The 18,397-nt window shown below is 70.4% G+C and carries 17 protein-coding genes; 7 read left to right on the top strand and 10 right to left on the bottom strand.

Annotated elements, in window-relative coordinates:
* Positions 1-2: 2 nt before the first annotated feature.
* Entirely contained in the window at positions 3-1,151 is a 1,149-nt protein-coding gene (metX, locus tag ACZ50Z_RS25290) for a homoserine O-acetyltransferase MetX (protein WP_464485981.1), read from the top strand.
* A complete protein-coding gene (locus ACZ50Z_RS25285; RefSeq protein ID WP_464485980.1) occupies positions 1,148-1,882 on the top strand; it encodes a class I SAM-dependent methyltransferase in 735 nt (244 codons plus the stop codon). The genes metX and ACZ50Z_RS25285 overlap by 4 nt, the downstream gene beginning before the upstream one ends.
* 8 nt (positions 1,883-1,890) lie before the next feature.
* Here the strand turns inward: ACZ50Z_RS25285 and ACZ50Z_RS25280 are convergent, their stop codons facing one another.
* Entirely contained in the window at positions 1,891-3,261 is a 1,371-nt protein-coding gene (locus ACZ50Z_RS25280) for an HNH endonuclease signature motif containing protein (protein WP_464485979.1), read from the bottom strand.
* Positions 3,262-3,698: 437 nt separating this feature from the next.
* Here ACZ50Z_RS25280 and ACZ50Z_RS25275 point away from each other — a divergent pair, with 437 nt between their 5' ends.
* Complete coding sequence (locus ACZ50Z_RS25275) at positions 3,699-4,214, top strand: DUF732 domain-containing protein (RefSeq protein ID WP_464485978.1); 516 nt, start codon at positions 3,699-3,701, stop codon at positions 4,212-4,214.
* Here ACZ50Z_RS25275 and ACZ50Z_RS25270 read toward each other — a convergent pair.
* On the bottom strand, positions 4,211-4,492 hold the full coding sequence (locus ACZ50Z_RS25270) for a DUF3017 domain-containing protein (protein WP_464485977.1): 282 nt from the start codon (positions 4,490-4,492) through the stop codon (positions 4,211-4,213). The genes ACZ50Z_RS25275 and ACZ50Z_RS25270 overlap by 4 nt on opposite strands.
* Positions 4,489-5,334 (bottom strand): bifunctional methylenetetrahydrofolate dehydrogenase/methenyltetrahydrofolate cyclohydrolase, encoded by an 846-nt coding sequence (locus ACZ50Z_RS25265; RefSeq protein WP_464485976.1) that lies wholly within the window; start codon positions 5,332-5,334, stop codon positions 4,489-4,491. The genes ACZ50Z_RS25270 and ACZ50Z_RS25265 overlap by 4 nt, the downstream gene beginning before the upstream one ends.
* A gap of 25 nt (positions 5,335-5,359) precedes the next feature.
* Here ACZ50Z_RS25265 and ACZ50Z_RS25260 point away from each other — a divergent pair, with 25 nt between their 5' ends.
* Genes ACZ50Z_RS25260 through ACZ50Z_RS25250 form a run of 3 tightly spaced genes read left to right on the top strand, consistent with a single transcriptional unit; the run spans position 5,360 to position 11,669 of the window.
* Positions 5,360-6,574: an NADH:flavin oxidoreductase gene (locus ACZ50Z_RS25260; protein ID WP_464485975.1), complete on the top strand. Its 1,215-nt coding sequence runs from the start codon at positions 5,360-5,362 to the stop codon at positions 6,572-6,574.
* A 30-nt stretch (positions 6,575-6,604) separates the two neighbouring features.
* Positions 6,605-9,265, top strand: a complete 2,661-nt coding sequence (locus ACZ50Z_RS25255; protein ID WP_464485974.1) for an FHA domain-containing protein — start codon at positions 6,605-6,607, stop codon at positions 9,263-9,265.
* A gap of 37 nt (positions 9,266-9,302) precedes the next feature.
* Positions 9,303-11,669, top strand: a complete 2,367-nt coding sequence (locus tag ACZ50Z_RS25250) for an ATP-binding cassette domain-containing protein (RefSeq protein WP_464485973.1) — start codon at positions 9,303-9,305, stop codon at positions 11,667-11,669.
* Between the two features lie 21 nt (positions 11,670-11,690).
* Here ACZ50Z_RS25250 and ACZ50Z_RS25245 read toward each other — a convergent pair whose 3' ends face one another.
* The 6 genes from ACZ50Z_RS25245 to ACZ50Z_RS25220 form a co-directional block, all read right to left on the bottom strand.
* Positions 11,691-12,245, bottom strand: coding sequence for a pentapeptide repeat-containing protein (locus tag ACZ50Z_RS25245; RefSeq protein ID WP_464485972.1), 555 nt, complete (start codon positions 12,243-12,245; stop codon positions 11,691-11,693).
* Positions 12,242-12,829 (bottom strand): GTP-binding protein, encoded by a 588-nt coding sequence (locus ACZ50Z_RS25240; RefSeq protein WP_464485971.1) that lies wholly within the window; start codon positions 12,827-12,829, stop codon positions 12,242-12,244. The genes ACZ50Z_RS25245 and ACZ50Z_RS25240 overlap by 4 nt, the downstream gene beginning before the upstream one ends.
* Positions 12,810-13,193, bottom strand: a complete 384-nt coding sequence (locus ACZ50Z_RS25235; RefSeq protein ID WP_464485970.1) for a DUF742 domain-containing protein — start codon at positions 13,191-13,193, stop codon at positions 12,810-12,812. The genes ACZ50Z_RS25240 and ACZ50Z_RS25235 overlap by 20 nt, the downstream gene beginning before the upstream one ends.
* A 6-nt stretch (positions 13,194-13,199) precedes the next feature.
* Positions 13,200-13,607 carry a serine protease inhibitor gene (locus ACZ50Z_RS25230; protein WP_464485969.1) on the bottom strand — a complete coding sequence of 136 codons (408 nt, stop codon included), beginning with the start codon at positions 13,605-13,607 and terminating at the stop codon, positions 13,200-13,202.
* A complete protein-coding gene (locus ACZ50Z_RS25225; protein WP_464486401.1) occupies positions 13,604-16,390 on the bottom strand; it encodes a sensor histidine kinase in 2,787 nt (928 codons plus the stop codon). The genes ACZ50Z_RS25230 and ACZ50Z_RS25225 overlap by 4 nt, the downstream gene beginning before the upstream one ends.
* A 250-nt stretch (positions 16,391-16,640) precedes the next feature.
* Positions 16,641-17,246 carry a class I SAM-dependent methyltransferase gene (locus tag ACZ50Z_RS25220; protein ID WP_464485968.1) on the bottom strand — a complete coding sequence of 202 codons (606 nt, stop codon included), beginning with the start codon at positions 17,244-17,246 and terminating at the stop codon, positions 16,641-16,643.
* Positions 17,247-17,263: 17 nt separating this feature from the next.
* On the opposite strand from ACZ50Z_RS25220, the gene ACZ50Z_RS25215 reads away from it, so the two are divergent.
* Positions 17,264-17,728, top strand: a complete 465-nt coding sequence (locus ACZ50Z_RS25215) for a tRNA (cytidine(34)-2'-O)-methyltransferase (RefSeq protein ID WP_464485967.1) — start codon at positions 17,264-17,266, stop codon at positions 17,726-17,728.
* Between the two features lie 9 nt (positions 17,729-17,737).
* On the opposite strand, the gene ACZ50Z_RS25210 is transcribed toward ACZ50Z_RS25215, so the two are convergent.
* On the bottom strand, positions 17,738-18,385 hold the full coding sequence (locus ACZ50Z_RS25210; protein WP_464485966.1) for a nitroreductase family protein: 648 nt from the start codon (positions 18,383-18,385) through the stop codon (positions 17,738-17,740).
* Positions 18,386-18,397: the final 12 nt, after the last annotated feature.

The raw sequence follows: 18,397 nt of genomic DNA, 5'->3' as shown, positions 1-18,397 counted from the left end.
CCATGACGATCTCCGACGTGCCCACCCAAACGCTGCCCGACGAAGGCGAAATCGGCTTTGTCCACATCGGCGCGCTGACCACCGAGAGCGGCGCGGTGATCGACGACGTGCACATCGCCGTCCAGCGCTGGGGCGAATTGTCGCCGACGCGCGACAACGTGGTGATGGTGCTGCACGCCCTGACCGGTGACTCGCACATCACCGGGCCGGCTGGGCCCGGGCATCCCACCGGCGGCTGGTGGGAGGGAATGGTCGGGCCGGGCGCGCCGATCGACACCGACCGCTGGTGCGCGGTGGCCACGAACGTGCTCGGCGGTTGCCGCGGCTCCACCGGCCCCAGCTCGCGGACCCGGGACGGAAAGCCCTGGGGCTCGAGGTTCCCGCGGATTTCGATCCGCGACCAGGTGCAGGCCGACATCGCCGCGCTGGCCGCGCTGGGGATCGACCAGGTCGCCGCCGTGGTCGGTGGATCCATGGGCGGCGCAAGGGCTTTGGAGTGGATCGTCGGTCACCCGGACCGGGTGCGGGCCGGGCTGCTGTTGGCCGTGGGCGCGCGCGCCACCGCCGATCAGATCGGCACCCAGTGCACGCAGGTCGCGGCCATCAAGGCGGACCCCAACTGGCGCGGCGGCGACTATCACGACACCGGGGTGGCGCCGGAAACCGGGCTGGCGATCGCGCGGCGCTTCGCCCACCTGACCTACCGCGGTGAAGTCGACCTGGACACCCGCTTCGCCAATGACGGTCAGAGCGATGAGGATCCGGCCGACGGCGGTCGCTATGCGGTGCAGAGCTACCTGGAGTACCAGGGCGACAAGCTGGTGGAGCGCTTCGACGCGGGCAGCTACGTGGTGTTGACCGAAGCGCTGAACAGTCACGACGTCGGCCGCGGCCGCGGCGGGGTGACCAAGGCGCTGGGTGGCTGCCCGGTTCCGGTGGTGGTGGGCGGCATCACCTCCGACCGCCTGTACCCGCTGCGACTGCAGGAGGAGCTGGCCGAACACCTGCCGGGCTGCACCGCCCTGCAGGTGGTCGACTCCGTCTGCGGGCACGACGGCTTCTTGGTGGAATCCGGCGCGGTCGGCGAATTGATCCGCAAGACACTGGTATTGGCCGATGCGGACAGCAGCGAAGGCACGTCGCAACGGTGACCGACTCGCCGCACGACCGCTCCTTGTCATTCGGCTCGGCGGCCGCGGCCTACGAGCGTGGCCGCCCCTCCTATCCCCCGGAAGCGATCGACTGGCTGTTGCCGGTCGGCGCGCGCCAGGTGCTCGACCTGGGTGCCGGCACCGGCAAGCTGACGACCCGGTTGGTGGAGCGCGGCCTGGACGTGGTGGCCGTCGACCCGATCCCGGACATGCTCGAAGTGCTGCGGACCTCGCTGCCCGAGACCCGGGCCCTGTTGGGCACGGCGGAAGAGATTCCGTTGGAAGACAACAGCGTTGACGTCGTGCTGGTGGCGCAGGCCTGGCATTGGGTGGACCCCGAGCGCGCGATACCCGAGGTGGCCCGCGTGCTGCGGCCGGGCGGGCGGCTGGGCCTGGTGTGGAACACCCGCGACGAGCGGCTCGGCTGGGTCCGCGAACTGGGCCGGATCATCGGCAGCGACGGCGACGGCGGCCGCACCCAGGTGAAGCTGCCCGAGCCGTTCACCGAACTCGCGCAGCATCAGGTCGAGTGGACGAGTTACCTTACGCCGCAAGCATTGATCGACCTCGTCGCGTCGCGCAGCTACTGCATCACCTCGCCGACCGAGGTCCGCTCCAGAACGCTCGACGAGGTGCGCGAGTTGCTCGCCACCCATCCGGCGCTGGCGAATGCGACCGGCCTGGCGCTGCCCTACGTCACCAGGTGCACCCGGGCGACGCTGGCCGGCTGAGCGCCCGGTCAATCCGCCTCGTCGTCGTCATCTCCGTTGCGTAGCAGTTTTTCGGGGTGGTGGTAGGTGTTGGTGTGGGGTTGGCCGCGGTCGAATTGTGGGGGTGGTTTCCATTCGGTGTTGCCTTTGGTGTTTTTGCGGGTGCTCCAGCCGCCGGGTTGCAGCAGGCGGTGGTGGGGGCCGCAGGCAAAGGTCAGGTCGTTGACGTCGGTGGTGTGGCAGGTGGCGTAGTCGGTGACGTGGTGGACTTCGGATAAGTAGCCCGAGACGGTGCAGCCGGGTGCGGTGCAGCCGCGGTCCTTGGCGTACAACACGATTCGCTGTCCGGGGGAGGCCAGCCGTTTGGTGTGATAGAGCGCCAGGGCCTTGCCTTTGTCGAAGATGGCCAGGTAGTGATGGGCGTGGCGGCTTAGGCGGATCACATCGCTCATCGGCACGATGGTGCCCCCGCCGGTCAGCCCGTGCCCGGCGGCGGCTTCGAGCTCGGCCAGGGTGGTGGTGACGATGATGGAGGCGGGCAGCCCGTTGTGTTGGCCTAACTCGCCGGAGGCCAGCAGCGCGCGCAGCGCGGCCAATAGGGCGTCGTGGGTGCGTTGGGCGGCTGAGCGCGGGTCGCGCTCGATGGCCTCTTGGCTAGGTGAACCCTGCACACACGGGGCCTCGTCGAGCGGATTGCACATGCCCGGGGCGCCCAGCTTGGCCACCACCGCTTCGAAAGTGGCCCGCAACTCGGGAGTGATCAGCCCGCGCAATGCCGACATGCCATCGGGTTGCTGGTCACCCAGGGTCACCCCCCGTTGGCGGGCACGGTCCTCGTCGGTGAAGGTGCCATCGGGGTTCAGGGCGTTGGTCATCGTGCGCGCCAACTCGCGCAGGTGCTCGGGGGGAAACTGGGTGCCCAGCCCGGCCAGCAGACCCTCGGCCTCGGCGCGCGCGGCGGCATCGATCCAGCCCGGCAGCTGGTGGTAAAAGCTGCGGATCACCGCCACCTGACCGGCACCCAGCCGGCCGGCGCGTTGGGCAGCCGCGGTCGCGGCCAGCACCGGGGGGATCGGTTCGCCGGTCAGGCCGTGGCGCGGGCCCAGGTCTTGGGCTTCTTTGAGGCGCCGGGATGCCTCGCGGTGGCGGATCAGGAGACGGTCGGAAAGCGCCTGGGGCAGCGCGGCGCCGAGTTCTTGGGTGGGGGCTTGACGCGCCAACGAATTGAGCACCGGATGCTCGATCGCCGGCAGCCGCCGGCGCACCCGTTCGCAGCGCCCCAACACCGCCAGCTGCTGCTGAATGCTCAACGCGTCCAACGACAACGCACACGCACGGTCCACGACGGCATCGAGCGCATCAAACACCGCGTCGACCTCAGCCTGACTACGTGGACTCACACCGCCAAACTATCGGCACCCACCGACAACAATCGCCGCTTTGTGACCACTGAAACCACAGTGACACAAGGGATTTCGTTATTTGTTTCCGATATCCGAAAATACATCCGCGGGAGGCGGAACCATGACGCGCCCAAAGCATAGTCGGCCTGCCCGCCCATCGAGAACTGTTGCACCGCTTGGCATGCGGTGCCCAGCCAGGAGTTCGCAGCGTGGTTGCGCCACGACAACGCGGTGTCGGCGGGGCCGCAGCGGCCACCGATCCGCCGGCCCGATGGCGCCACTTAATAAGCGACATCGCGAGCACAGCGACCTCACGAAACGCATATTGTGCGAACCTTTACCCCACCGTTTCGCAAACGTGACAGTGATGGCTCAGAGTTCGTAGGCGTGATTCGAGTGCCATCCGTGCACTCCACGGCGGACGGGGAGGCTGCGTGAAGGCACTTGCAGGAACTCATCGATGGATGGGGGTTTTGCGCCATCAGCCGCTCGCCATTCGCGTGCTCGCCGCGGCGGCAGGCCTGCTCACCGTGGCTTCGGCGTTCGCCGCGCCGGCCGAAGCGGAGGGCAACGGCGACGACTTCATCGATGCGCTCAATCACGCCGGCATCGACTTCGGCGAGCCCGGGAACGCGATGGCCGTCGGCGAGTCGATCTGCCCGATGCTGTCGCAGCCGGGCGGCAGCTTCGCCGCGGCCGCGTCCAGCATCTCCGGCCGGGGCATGTCCCCGCAGATGGCCAGCATGTTCACCACCATCGCGATCCAAACGTACTGCCCCGAGGCGATGGCGAATGTGGCCAGCGGCAACCTGTCCGGCGCCATGCCGCAGGTTCCGGGAATGCCCGGACAGATTCCGGGGATGGCGGGCCAGATCCCCGGAATGACCGGCCAGATACCGGGCATGGCCGGCCAGATGCCGGGTCAGGTCCCGGCGCTGCCGAGTTTCTAGACGGTGCCCAGCGGGTCGATCGTCCACGCGATGTAGACCATCGCCGCCCCGACCGCCGCGGTGGTGATGAAGTCGATTCCCTTGCCGCGCACCACGAGTAGTCCGGCCCGATCCTCGGACAGCAGCAAGCGCAGCAGCGCGGCCACTCCCACACCGATGCCGATCAACAGCGAACCGCGGCGCCAGAAGTTGGCCCCCACCAGGGCCAGAGCCGCGGCAAAGATCAAGCCCACCAACATAATCGGCCACTGAGCCCGCAGCACGGTCCGGGCGGTCATCCCCGTTCGGCCAGCTCGACGACGTTGGTCAGTAGGAAGGCGCGGGTCAGCGGGCCCACGCCGCCGGGGTTGGGCGACACGTGGCCGGCCACATCCCACACGTCGGGGTGCACGTCGCCGACGAGTCCGTCGTCCGTCCGGCTGACCCCCACGTCGAGCACCGCGGCGCCGGGACGCACCATGTCGGCGGTCAGCAGGTGCGGGACCCCGACGGCGGCGACGATGATGTCGGCCTGCCTGGTCAACGCCGGCAGGTCGCGAGTTGCGGTGTGGCACAACGTCACCGTGGCGTTCTCGGAACGACGGGTCAGCAGCAGCCCCAGCGGGCGACCGACCGTAACGCCCCGGCCGATGACGACCACGTGCGCCCCGGCGATCTCGACGTCGTAACGACGCAGCAGGTGCACGATGCCGCGCGGCGTGCACGGCAGCGGGGCCGGGTTGTTGAGCACCAGCCGGCCCAGGTTGGTCGGGTGCAGCCCGTCGGCGTCCTTTTTCGGGTCGACCCGCTCCAGCGCGGCGTTCTCGTCCAGGTGCTTGGGCAGCGGCAACTGCACGATGTAACCGGTGCACTCGGGGTTCGCGTTCAGCTCGTCGATGGTGTCGTTGAGCGCGGCGGCGCTGATGTCGGCGGGCAGGTCGCGCCGGATCGAGGTGATCCCGACCTTGGCGCAATCGGCGTGCTTGCCCCGCACGTACGCCTGCGAACCCGGGTCGTCGCCCACCAGGATGGTGCCCAAACCGGGGGTGCGTCCCGATGCGGTCAATTTGGCCACGCGTTCTTTGAGGTCGACGAAGATCTCGTCGCGGGTGGCCTTGCCGTCCAGCGTGATTGCTCCCACGCTGACAGTCTGGCACGCTCCCGGTATGTCTACCCCTCCGGACGTCTTCAGCCCCGCGAAGCTCGGTCCGATCACGCTGCGTAACCGCACCATCAAGTCCGCCACGTTCGAGGCGCGCACGCCCGACGCGCTGGTGACCGACGACCTCATCGAATACCACCGGCTGCCGGCCGCCGGCGGGGTCGGCATGACGACCGTCGCCTACTGCGCCGTCTCCCCCGGCGGGCGCACCGAAGGCAACGGGATCTGGATGCGGCCCGAGGCCGTGCCCGGGTTCCGTCGGCTCACCGACGCGATCCACGCCGAGGGCGCGGCGGTCAGCGCGCAGATCGGCCACGCCGGCCCGGTGGCCAACGCCAAGTCGAACAAGGCGAAAGCGCTGGCGCCGGTCCGGTTCTTCAATCCGATCGGGATGCGCTTCGCCAAGAAGGCCACCCGCGACGACATCGACGAGGTCATCGCCGGGCACGCCAACGCCGCGCGGCTGGCGATCGAAGCCGGCTTCGACGCCGTCGAGATCCACCTGGGCCACAACTACCTGGCGAGTTCGTTCCTGTCCCCGCTGATCAACCGCCGCGACGACGAATTCGGCGGCTCGCTGGAAAACCGCGCCAAGGTCGCCCGCGGCATGGTGATGGCCGTCCGGCGCGCGGTGGAAAAGGAAGGCACGCCGATCGCGGTGACCGCCAAGCTGAACATGGCCGACGGCGTGCGCGGCGGCATCAGCACGGAGGAATCGCTGAGGACCGCCAAGTGGCTGGAGGAAGACGGCGGGCTCGACGCGATCGAACTGACCGCGGGCAGCTCGCTGGTCAATCCGATGTACCTGTTCCGCGGCGACGCGCCGCTCAAGCAGTTCGCCGGCGCGTTCAAGCCACCGCTGCGCTGGGGCATGCGCATGACCGGCAAGAAGTTCCTGCGCGAATACCCCTACCGCGAGGCCTATCTCTTGCGCGACGCCAAGCTGTTCCGCGCCGAGTTGACGATGCCGTTGATCCTGCTCGGTGGCATCACCAACCGGGAGACGATGGACCTGGCGATGGCGGAGGGATTCGAGTTCGTCGCGATGGCCCGCGCGCTGCTGGCCGAGCCTGACCTGATCAACCGGATCGCCGCCGAGGACGCCCAGCACCGCGTGCACTCCGCGTGCACGCACTGCAATCAGTGCATGCCGACGATCTACAGCCGAACCCACTGCGTCGTCACGGGCGCACCCGACGCCGTCGGCGCTCCAGGCTGATCCACAGCGCCGCAAGCTACAGTTGTGGCGATGTCAGCACCAGCCCCGCCAGCGCTAACCGTCCACCACGAAGGATCCGAACGTACCTTCGCAGCGGGCCACGACGTGGTCGTCGGGCGCGATCTGCGGGCCGACATGCGCATCACGCACCCCCTGATTTCGCGCGCCCACCTGTTGCTGCGATTCGACCAGGGCAAGTGGCTGGCCATCGACAACGGTTCGCTCAACGGAACTTTCGTCAACGGTCGGCGAGTGCCGGTCGTCGAGATCCACGACGGGCAGACCCTCAACATCGGAAACCCGGACGGCCCGTTGCTGACGTTCGACGTCGGCCGTCACCAAGGCATGGCCGGGCGTCCCCCCAAGACCGAATCGATTGGCATCCCGATGGCGGCGCAGTCCCAGGCGCCGGCGTGGTCGGCGGCACCGGCTCCGCCCGTCGCCGCTCCACCCGGACCGCCGCCGCCACCGCCCGGGCGCACGCCCAACTGGGCGGCGCCGCCGCGGCGGCCGCAGCCCGCGCACCGGCCCGGCCCGGCGGGACAAACCATGTACGGCGGCGGCGGTGGGCGACCACCCGCGTACCCGCCCGCGGCGCCGCCCCCGCCGCACAACGCGCCTCTGCACAGCCCCCCGCCGGCGCAGCACATCCCCGCGCCGACCCCGCACACCCGGTCGGCGCCCGCCTCCGCCAAGCCGCCCGAGGTGGCGAACCTGGCGACCAAGATGTTCCAGGCGCTGATGCCGTCGCGGACCGGCTCGATCCAGAAGCCGGCCGGGTCGCAGACCATCGGCCGGGCCACCGACAACGACATCGTCATCCAGGACGTGCTCGCCTCACGGCATCACGCGTTCTTGATCCAGACGCCGCTGGGCACCGAGATCCGCGACGCGCACAGCGTGAACGGCACCTTCGTCAACGGCGTCCGCGTCGGCTCGGCGGTGCTGACCGACGGCGACGTGGTCACCATCGGCAACGTCGACCTGGTGTTCACCGGCGACAGCCTCGTCCGGCGCACCGAGGCTGCGACGCGGACGGGCGGCCTGGAGGTCAACTCCGTCTGCTACACCGTCGACCACGGCAAGCAGTTGCTGGACCACATCTCGGTGACCGCGCGGCCGGGGACGCTCACGGCCATCATCGGCGGTTCGGGCGCCGGGAAGACCACGCTGTCGCGGCTGATCGTCGGCTACACCAGCCCGACGTCGGGCACGGTGACCTTCGAGGGCCACAACATCCACACCGAGTACGCGTCCATGCGCAGCAGGATCGGGATGGTCCCGCAGGACGACGTGGTGCACCGCCAGCTCACGGTGAACCAGGCCCTCAACTACGCCGCTGAGTTGCGGCTGCCCCCCGACACCAGCAAAGAGGAACGGGCCCGCGTCGTCGCGCAGGTGCTCGAGGAACTCGACATGACCCAGCACGCCGAGACGCGGGTCGACAAGCTCTCGGGCGGGCAGCGCAAGCGCGCCTCGGTCGCGCTCGAGCTGCTCACCCAGCCGTCGCTGCTGCTGCTCGACGAGCCGACGTCCGGCCTGGACCCGGCGCTGGACCGGCAGGTCATGCTGATGCTGCGCCAGCTTGCCGACGCGGGGCGCGTGGTGCTGGTGGTCACCCACTCGGTGTCCTACCTGGACGTATGCGATCAGATCCTGCTGGTCGCGCCCGGCGGTAAGACCGCCTTCTGCGGGCCGCCCGACCAGGTCGAGGGGGCCCTGGGCACCCGTAACTGGGCCGACATCTTCGCCAAGGTGGGCGCCGACCCGGACGAGGCCAACCGCCGCTTCAAGGAGCGCAATCAGCGATCGGAGCAGCCACCGAGTCCGCAGAGTCCGGCGGACCTGGGCGAACCACCCCAAACCAACCTGTGGCAACAGCTGTCAACGATCGCCCGCCGCCAGGTTCGCCTGGTCGTGTCCGACCGCGGGTACACGATCTTCCTAGCGGTCCTGCCGTTCCTCATCGGCGCGTTGTCGCTGACGGTGAAAGGTCCGCACCCGGGCCTCGGGCCGGCCGACCCGATGGGCCCCGCGCCCACGCAGCCGCAGTACATCATGGTGCTGTTGAACATCGGTGCCGTCTTCATGGGCACCGCGCTGACCATCCGGGATCTGATCGGCGAGCGCGCCATCTTCAAGCGGGAGCAGGCCGTCGGCCTGTCCACCACCGCCTATCTGCTGGCCAAGATCGCGGTGTTCTGCGTCTTCGCGACCGGCCAGGCGGCCATCGCCACCATCATCGTGCGGCTGGGTAAGGGCGCGCCGACGGCAAATCCCCCGTTCTTCGGCAACTCCACGTTCTCGCTGTTCGTCACCGTGGCGGGCACCTGTGTGGCGTCGGCGATGCTCGGCCTGCTGCTCTCGGCGCTGGCGCAGTCCAACGAGCAGATCATGCCGCTGCTCGTGGTGTCGATCATGTCGCAGCTGGTGTTCTCCAGCGGGATGATTCCGGTCTACCAGCGGATCGGTCTCGAGCAGATGGCGTGGCTGACGCCCGCGCGGTGGGGGTACGCCGCGGGCGCGTCCTCGATCGACTTCCCGTCGCTGGTGAAGGTCAAGCAGATCCCGCTGAACGACCCGATTTGGCAGCACTCGAAACACATCTTCGTCTTCGACATGGCCATGCTCGCGCTGCTGTCGATCGCCTATACCGGCATCGTGCGCTGGCACATCCGCCTGAAACGCTGAGGCGGTTCTCAGGCGGCGACCCCTAATCTGGGATGCGATGACCCGACCTGCCCAGCCCCTGCTGACGGCGCGATCCGAGCGCTCCGAGGGCAGCTTCGCCGCCGGCCGCGACGTGGTCGTCGGCAGTGACCTGCGCGCCGACCTGCGAGTGGCGCACCCGCTGATCGCCCGCGCGCACCTGCTGCTGCGCTTCGATCGGGGCCGGTGGCTGGCGGTCGACAACAACACGCTGAACGGGGTCTACCTCGAGGGCAGGCGGGTGCCGGTCATCGACATCCGCGACGGCCAGACCATCAACATCGGCAAGCCCGACGGTCCGCGGATCACCTTCGAAGTGGGCCGGCCACCGACGCGCTCGTTCCGGCATCGAGATCCCGAGCGCACCGCGGCCCAGCCGCCGGCCGACGCCAGGGAATTCCCCACCGCGCGGGTCGCCGTCGCGGGACCCGAAGCCGATCGCCGGCCGATCACCGGGCGGGGCGCGTCGATCGGCCGCGCGCTGAGCAACGACATCGTCATCCACGACGTGCTGGTCTCGCGCCACCACGCCTACGTGACCCCGACGCCGGCCGGCCCGGAGATCCGCGACGCGAACAGCAGCAACGGCACCTTCGTCAACGGCGTGCGGGTCGGGTCGGCGGCGCTGTCCGAGGGCGACGTTGTCACGATCGGCAACGTCGACCTGGTGTTGCGCGGCGGCGCGCTGGTTCGCCGCCAGGAGGCGGCGACCCGCGCCGGCGGCCTCGAGGTGCGCGAGGTCGACTTCGGCATCGGCGGCAAGCCCCTGCTCGAACAGATCTCGCTGACCGCCCGCCCCGGCACGCTGACGGCGCTCATCGGCGGGTCCGGCGCGGGCAAGACCACGCTGTCGCGGCTGATCGCCGGGTACGCCACCCCGACGTCGGGCTCGGTCACCTTCGAGGGCCACGACATCCACACCGAGTACGCCTCGCTGCGCACCCGGATCGGGATGGTCCCCCAAGACGACGTCGTGCACCGGCAGCTCACGGTCAGCCAGGCGCTCGGCTACGCCGCCGAGCTGCGCCTGCCGCCGGACACCAGCAAGGCCGACCGGGCCCGGGTCGTCGCCGAGGTGCTCGACGAACTCGGCCTGACCGAGCACGCGAACACCCGGGTCGACAGGCTGTCCGGGGGGCAGCGCAAGCGCGCGTCGGTCGCGCTCGAGTTGCTCACCGGGCCGTCGCTGCTGATCCTCGACGAACCGACGTCGGGCCTGGACCCGGCGCTGGACCTGCAGGTCATGACCATGCTGCGGCAACTCGCCGACGCGGGCCGTGTGGTGCTGGTGGTGACCCACTCGCTGACCTATCTCGACGTCTGCGACCAGGTGCTGCTGATGGCGCCGGGCGGCAAGACGGCGTTCCTGGGGCCGCCCGGCCAGATCGGCCAGACCATGGGAACCACCAATTGGGCGCACATCTTCGCCAAAGTGGGCGCCGACCCGGACGAGGCCAACCGCCGCTTCAGGGCCCGGACGGAAGCGCAGAACAGACCGCCGCCGCCGCCGCCGCGCGCCCAGGCCCCCGCCGAGCTGGGCGCGCCGGCGCACACCAGCAAGCGCCACCAGTTCTCCACGATCGCCCGCCGCCAGGTCCGGCTGGTGGTGTCCGACCGCGCCTACTTCGTGTTCCTGGCCGTGCTGCCGTTCGTCATGGGCGCGCTGTCGCTGACCGTCCCCGGCAGCGCCGGCTTCGGCTACGCCGATCCGGCGAGCGAATCGGCGGGCGAGGCCGGGATGATCCTGACCCTGCTCACCATGGCCGCCGCGTTCATGGGCACCGCGCTGACCATCCGCGACCTCATCGGCGAGCGGCCGATCTTCCGGCGGGAACAGGCGGTCGGCCTGTCAACGACGGCCTACCTGCTGGCCAAGGTCGCGGTGTTCTGCGGGTTCGCCGTCCTGCAGGCGGCCATCGCTACCGCCATCGTGGTGCTGGGCAAGGGGCCGCCGACGCGGCCCGCGGTGCTGCTGGGGCCCTCTAGTTCGGCGGCCACCGTCGAGCTGTTCGTGGCCGTGGCGGCGACGTGCGTGGCCGCGGCGATGCTCGGTCTGCTGCTCTCGGCGCTGGCGCGCACGGGCGAGCAGGTCATGCCGCTGCTGGTGGTGTCGCTGATGCTGCAGATGGTGCTCTGCGGCGGAATGGTGCCGGTCACCGACCGGATTTTTCTGGACCAGGTGTCCTGGCTGGTGCCGTCGCGGTGGGGGTACGCGGCGCAGGGGTCAACCGTCGACCTGTGGGCGGTGTCGCCCGGCCCGCAGAGCCCGCGGGACGCCCATTTCCAGCACGCGCCGGCGGCCTGGCTGCTCGACATGGGCATGCTCGCGGTGCTCTCGGTCGGCTACGTGGCGCTGGTGCGCTGGCGCATCCGCCTCGCGCGCTGAGCGACATCAAGCCCCCTGCGCTCAGTCGTCGTGCAGGCGTAGCCCGTGCGCCAGCGCGAAGGCGACCGCCTGATCGACGTCGACGCGGGCGCCGGCCAGCGACGCGGTCGTCCACAGCCCGGGGTCGGCCGTGGTGCCGCGCAGGTCGGCGTCGTCGAGCCGGGCGCCGGCGGTCCGCGCCCCACGCAGGTCCGCGCCGCGCAGCACGGCCTTGCGCAGGTCGGCCTCCACCAGGCTGGCCTCCCGCAGCCGGCAGCCGCTGAAGTCGACGCCGCGAAGGTCGATGCCGGCGAGCACGGCCAGCGTGAAATCCACCTCGTCGAACGTGATCGGCCGCAGCCGACACTGCACGAACACCGACCCCAGCATCGAGCACTGGGCAAAAGAACTGTGCCACAACGACGTCCGGTGGAACGTGCAGTTGCGGAAGGCCGAACCGCGGTGCTGCGACTCGGCCAGGTTGGCGCCGCTGAAATTGCATTCGGTGAACACGACCCGCTCGGTTCGCAGGCGGCTCAGGTCTTCATCGGTGAAGTCGTGGCCGTCAAACTCGCGGTCGACCCACTCGGCGGTCAATTAGGCGTCAGGGTGGCCAGCGCGTATTCGCTGACCGCGATCAGGGCGTCGGTCGCCGACCGGCGATCGCGGGCGTCGACCGTGATCACCGGGATGTGCGCGGGCAGGGTCAGCGCCTCGCGCACCTCGGCGACCGGGTAGCGCGGCGCCCCGTCGAACTCGTTGACCGCGACCAGGAACGGCAGCTTGCGGTGCTCGAAGAAGTCGACGGCGGCGAAGCTGTCCTGCAGGCGCCGGCAGTCGACCAGCACGACCGCGCCGATCGCGCCGCGGACCAGGTCGTCCCACATGAACCAGAAGCGGCGCTGGCCCGGCGTGCCGAACAGGTAGAGCACCAGGTCTTCGGCCAGGGTGATCCGGCCGAAGTCCATCGCGACGGTGGTGGTGCGCTTGTCCGGGGTGGCCTCGAGCGCGTCGACGCCGGTCGAGGCGTCGGTGAGCATCGCCTCGGTGCGCAGCGGCATGATCTCCGACACCGCCCCGACGAACGTGGTCTTGCCGGCCCCGAATCCGCCGGCGATCACGATCTTCGTCGACGCGTGGGCGCCGGAATCGGGCTGCACCTCAGAGTGCGCGTAAGCCACGCAGGGTCCTTCCTATGAGTTCGTGGCGCTCATCGCGGGTCGAACGCTCGGACAACGTCCTGTGCACTCGAAGGTAGCCGGACAGCACCAGATCCCCGACCAGGACGCGCGCGACGCCGAGCGGCAGGTCCAGCCGGGCCGAGATTTCGGCGACCGACGGGCTCGGTGGGCCCTGGCCGCACAGGTGGATGATTCTGCCCCGCGCATCGTTGGGCGGCCACCGGTGGGGTGCGCCAGGCTGCAGCGTCTGAAGCGGGGCTTCCAGCGGCAGCTCGACATTCGTGTCGGTCCGCCCGGACGTCAGCGTGTACGGGCGGACCAGGTTGCCCTTACGGTGTGCGGGCCAGGTCTCGGGGGTGTCCATCGCAGCTCACGAGTGGTGCTGCACGGCCGACCGGCGAGTCGACTGCACCACACCCCCGACCCGTTCGACGAGGACGGCCATCTCGTAGCCGATCTGGCCGATGTCGCACGACGTCACGGCCAGCGTCGCCAGGTGCGAGCCGTCCCCGACGCGCATCAACAGCAGGTAGCCGTTGGCCATCTCGACCACCGACTGAAGCACCTGTCCGCCCTCGAACAGCTGCGCGGCGCCGGTCGCCAGGCTCGCCAGCCCGGAGGCCACGGCCGCCAGCTGGTCGGCGCGTTCGCGGGGCAGGTGCTCGCTGGCGGCGATGGGCAGCCCGTCGACGGAGACCAGCAGCGCGTGCGCGACGCCGGGCACCTCGCGGGCGAACCTGGTCACCAGCCAGTCCAGTGAGTTGTCGGGTGACGTCATTGTTGGTCGGGTCCTTGCTCCGTCTCACGGGCGTGCGAGCGTCCGGTCCGCACGCCGCCGAAATGGTTGCTGAACGAGGCGCGCACCGCCTCGGGGTCCCGGGTGACGGCCGCGTGCTGCGGCTCCCGGTGCGACGGCGACCCGCCGCCGCGGCCGTGCTCGGGCTCGTCGCGTTCGGCCAGGCCGGTTGCGTTGGCGCCGCCGGGCACCAGGCGGGCGCCGGGTGTGCGGACCGGCAGGCCGTGGTCGGTGGTGTGCGACTCGACGGGCTTGTCCTCGGCGGCAGCGGCCAGCGTCCAGCCGCGGTCCCACACCGTCTGCCAATCCAGGTCGGGGCTGTTGACCAGGTCATGCGGGTCGCCCAGCATCTCCGAGATCATCCGCCGGTAGATGACGTCGTCGTCGGTCGTCGGGTCGGCCGGCTTGTCTTCCCGGGGTTCGCGGGGCCGGGCGGCGAAGAATGCCGAGGTGTCCGATGCGGCCCGGACCGGTGGGGCCGGCGCGGGTGCCGGGGTGGGCTTGGGCTCCGCGGCCGGCGTGGGCTCGGGGGGCCTGGCCGCCGGCGCGGCCTGGCGCGCGCTTTCCCACCACGGGGTGGCGAGCTCGCGGCGCTGCGGCGGGGTCGGTTGTTCGACGGGCGGGGCCGGGACGTCGGTGATGCCGCTGGAACCGGGGTTGCGCCGCGGCAACAGGGTGACCGACGGCTCAGGCGCGGGCGGGGCGCTGCGGGCCGCCGGCTCGCGCGTGCCGTCGCGGCGGCCGGCGTCGTCGGCGGGCGGTGCGGCGATCGCGCTGGCGAGTTTGGCGCTCGGGGACGACACCGCCCGAATATGCCGGGGCGCAGGGGATTCCGCGGGTGCCAGGCCGGTGAGCACCGTGGGCGGCAGGTAGATCTCGGCGGTGGTGCCCGAGCCCGCCTCGTTAGCCGCGGGGCCGCGCAGCCCCACCCGGATGCCGTGCCGGGCCGCGATCCGGCCGACCACGAAAAGCCCCATGTGGCGCGCGTTGTCGGGGCTGACGTCGCCGCCGGCCTGCAGCCGCATGTTGGCGATGCGCCGGTCGGCGTCGTTCATCCCCAGCCCGGAGTCGGCGATCCGCACCACGACTCCCCCTTGCGGATCCGATCCGCTGCGGGACGCCGAGATCCGCGCGGACGTCGTCGGCGGCGAGTAGCGCAGGGCGTTGTCGATCAGCTCGGCGAACAGGTGGATGGCGCCGCCCGCGGCCGCGCCGACCAGCGCGCACTCGGGCAGCCCGGCGATCTCGACGCGGCGGTAGTCCTCGACCTCGGAGACCGCGGCGCTGATCACCGTCGCCAGCGGCACCGGGTCGCGCTGGTCGCGCGCGAGCTGCGCGCCGGCCAGCACCAGCAGGTTGGCGCTGTTGCGGCGCAGCCGGGCCGCCAGGTGGTCCAGCCGGAACAGGCTGTCGAGGCGTTCGGGATTCTCCTCGTTGCGCTCGAGACGGTCGATGAGCGCCAGCTGCTGGTCGACCAGCGAGCGGCTGCGCCGCGACATGGTCTCGAACATGTCGTTGACCAGCAGCCGCAGCCGCGCCTCGTCGCCGGCCAGCAGCAGGGCCTGGGTGTGCAGTTCGTCGACGGCGTGGGCGACCTGGCCGATCTCCTCGGTGGTGTACACCGGCAGTGGCGTCGGAATCGGTTCGGCCCCACCGGCTTTCACGTGGGCGATCTCCTCCACGAGATCGGTGTGAGCGACCTTGAGCGCGCCGTCGCGCAGGATCCGCAGCGGCCGCACCAGCGCGCGCGCCACCAGCAGCACCACGACCAGCGCGATGACGATCGCGGCCAGCACCGCCACGGTGTCGCCGATCGCGGCGTTGCGCCGGTCGGCGGCCTGGGCGTGCACCGACTTGGTCACCGACGCGGTGACGTTCTTGATGACCTGTTCGGCGATGTCGTCGGTGGCCTGGATGGAGCGCAGCAGGTCGGCGTTGTCGACGAGCACGCTGGCCGGATCGGACATGATCGCCATCCGGGCCACCATCTGCTGTTGCAGCGTCTTGGCCTCGGGCGACCCGGCCCCGAGCACTTCGCTCATGCCGAACAGCGTCGACGGTTCGGTGCCGGCCAGGGTGGCCATCGAGGTGCGCAGCTGCGGTTCGGGCAGTTCGGCGCCGCGGGTGATGAGGATCTTCTGCATCGTCATCTGCCCGCGCGCGCCGACCGCCCGGCTCAATCCCTGTGCCTGGGCGCGGATGTGCTCGTCGTCGACGCGCACCGAGGCGTTGATGACGTCTTCGGCCGTCAACAGGATCGGCGCGTAGAGGGTCACCCGCTCCCGCAGGCCGAGGCCGTTGTCGGAGGCCTTGTTGACCAGCATCTGGCCGCCGTCGAGCAAGGTGTTGACGCCGGATTGGACGTCGTCGGTGACGTCGGTGTCGGCCAGCCTGCCCTGTAGTTCGCCTTTGCGGGCCTCGTAGTTCTTCTTGGCGCCCTCGACGTCGCGCCCGGCGGAGCCGGCCTGCAGCGCGACGTCGAGAGCCGACATGTATTTGGTGATCACCGGCACCACGTCGGCGCGGGTGGCGGCCAGTTTCAGATCCGCCGAGCTGGCCATCGCGCCGTGGATGCGAAGCACGCCGAACACCGTCGCGAGAACCAGCGGCACCAGCACGATCGCCAGCACCTTCCAGCCGACGGGCCAGTTGCCCAGCGACCAGGCGGGCGGGCGTTTTGCCGCCGGCGCGTCCGCGCCGCGAGTCGGTGCGGGCGGGGAGGCGTCCGCCTCGGCCGCGGCGGCCGGGCGGGTGAACATGGTCACGTCATCGCGGCCGCACGACCGGCCGCTGCGCTGACCCTGAGCGCTGAACAAAACGAGAGGCTCATGAAACTTCCTGCTTTATTTCCACCCGCCCCGCGCCAGAGAGACGCGCGCGCGTAAGTGTGGCAATCCGACGAGTATGACAGCCCGCGGCCCAGCCCACCAGAATCGTTACTGAGCAGACAGGTCCCTCCAAGGTGGCGCCGCGCGCCCGCGGCCGCCCCTGGCAAACACCGGATCCGCGAAAACTCTAGGCGGGCCGAAGGATTGCGACCAGGAAGTCGGAGTCGTCGGTGAACGGCCGCAGATCCCAGGTGGACAGCAGCACATCGATCGCGAATCCCGCGTCGACCGCGTCGCCCAGAAACACCTCGAAGTCGTAGTCGCGGCCGGCGCCGAAACCGATCGCGGCGCGACCGTCGCCGGCGACGTGGGCGCGCAGCCGGGTCAGCACCTGGACCCGGGTGCTGGGGGCCAGAAACGTCATGACGTTGCCGGCGGAGACGATGACGTCGAACGGTTCGGCGATGCCGCGCGCGGGCAGGTCGAGCTCCGCGAGGTCGCCGACCAGCCACCGCGGGCCGGGATGGTCCTGTTCGGCCGCGGCGATGAGGGCGGGGTCGACGTCCACGCCGACCACCTGGTGGCCGGCCTCGGCCAGGTAGCCGCCCAACCGGCCGGGTCCGCAGCCGGCGTCGAGGATGCGGGCGCCGCGCGGCGCCATGGCGTCCACGAAGCGGGCCTCGCCGGCCAGGTCGTCACCCGCGCGGGCCATCGCACGGAAACGCTCGATGTACCAATCCGAATGCCCGGGATCGGCAGCGACCTTCTGCATCCAAATGCTCGGCTCGACCATGCGACCATTATCGCGTTGTGTTCAAGCTGATGTTCCACTCCCCGCGCATTGCCCCGAACACGGGCAACGCCATCCGGACGGCGGCGGCGACGGGCTGCGAATTGCATCTGGTCGAGCCGATGGGGTTCGACCTGTCCGAACCCAAGCTGCGGCGGGCCGGGCTGGACTACCACGACCTGGCCTCGGTCACCGTGCACGCCTCGCTGGCGGCGGCCTGGGACGCGCTCTCACCCGAGCGGGTGTTCGCGTTCACCTCGCACGCGCCGACCTCGTTCGCCGACGTGCGCTACCGCGCCGGCGACGTGCTGATGTTCGGTCCCGAGCCCACCGGGCTGGACGCGGCGACGCTGGCCGACGCGCACATCACCGCGCAGGTCCGCATCCCCATGCTGGCGGGCCGGCGCTCGCTCAACCTGTCCAACGCCGCGGCGATCGCCGTCTACGAGGCCTGGCGGCAGCACGAGTACGCCGGGGCGATCTGACTCAGCAGCTCACCAAGTGTTCCAGTGCGTGACCTGCTCGGCGGGCAGCCGCTTGGCCGGGCGGAAGTCGGTGCCCTTGGTGTAGGCGATCGGGAACAGGCCGCCCTGGCTGTAGCGGTCGTGCGGGATGCCGAGCACCTCGGCGGCCTGCCGGTCGCCGTCGTTGATCAGGTGCAGCGTGGTCCAGCAGGTGCCCAGCCCGCGGGAGCGCAGCGCCAGGCAGAAGCTCCACGCGGCCGGGAACAGCGACGCCCAGAACGACGCGCTCAGTCCCAGCGGCGCCTTGTCCGGCCGCCCCTCTAGGCACGGGATCATCAGCACCGGCGCCTCATGCATGTGCTCGGCCAGATAAAGCGCGGAGTCCTTGACCTTAGGCATCCGCTCGCCGCGGGTGTCGCCCTCGGGGTACTCGGCGGACGGCAGGCTGAGGTAGTCGCGGGCGTTGGCCAGATAGATGTCGGCGATCGCCTTCTTCTTCTCGGCGTCCTCGACGAAGATCCATTGCCAGCCTTGCGCGTTGGAGCCGGTGGGCGCCTGCAGCGCGAGCTCGAGGCATTGCATCAGCACGTCGCGGCTCACCGGCTTGTCGAAGTCGAGGCGCTTGCGGACCGAGCGTGTGGTGGCCAGTACTTCGTCGGCGGACAGGTTGAGGGTCATGGGTGGAGATTA

The organism is Mycobacterium sp. NTMscope_MAC_269 (assembly GCF_976985695.1).
This window is presented reverse-complemented; position numbering and strand designations above follow the sequence as displayed.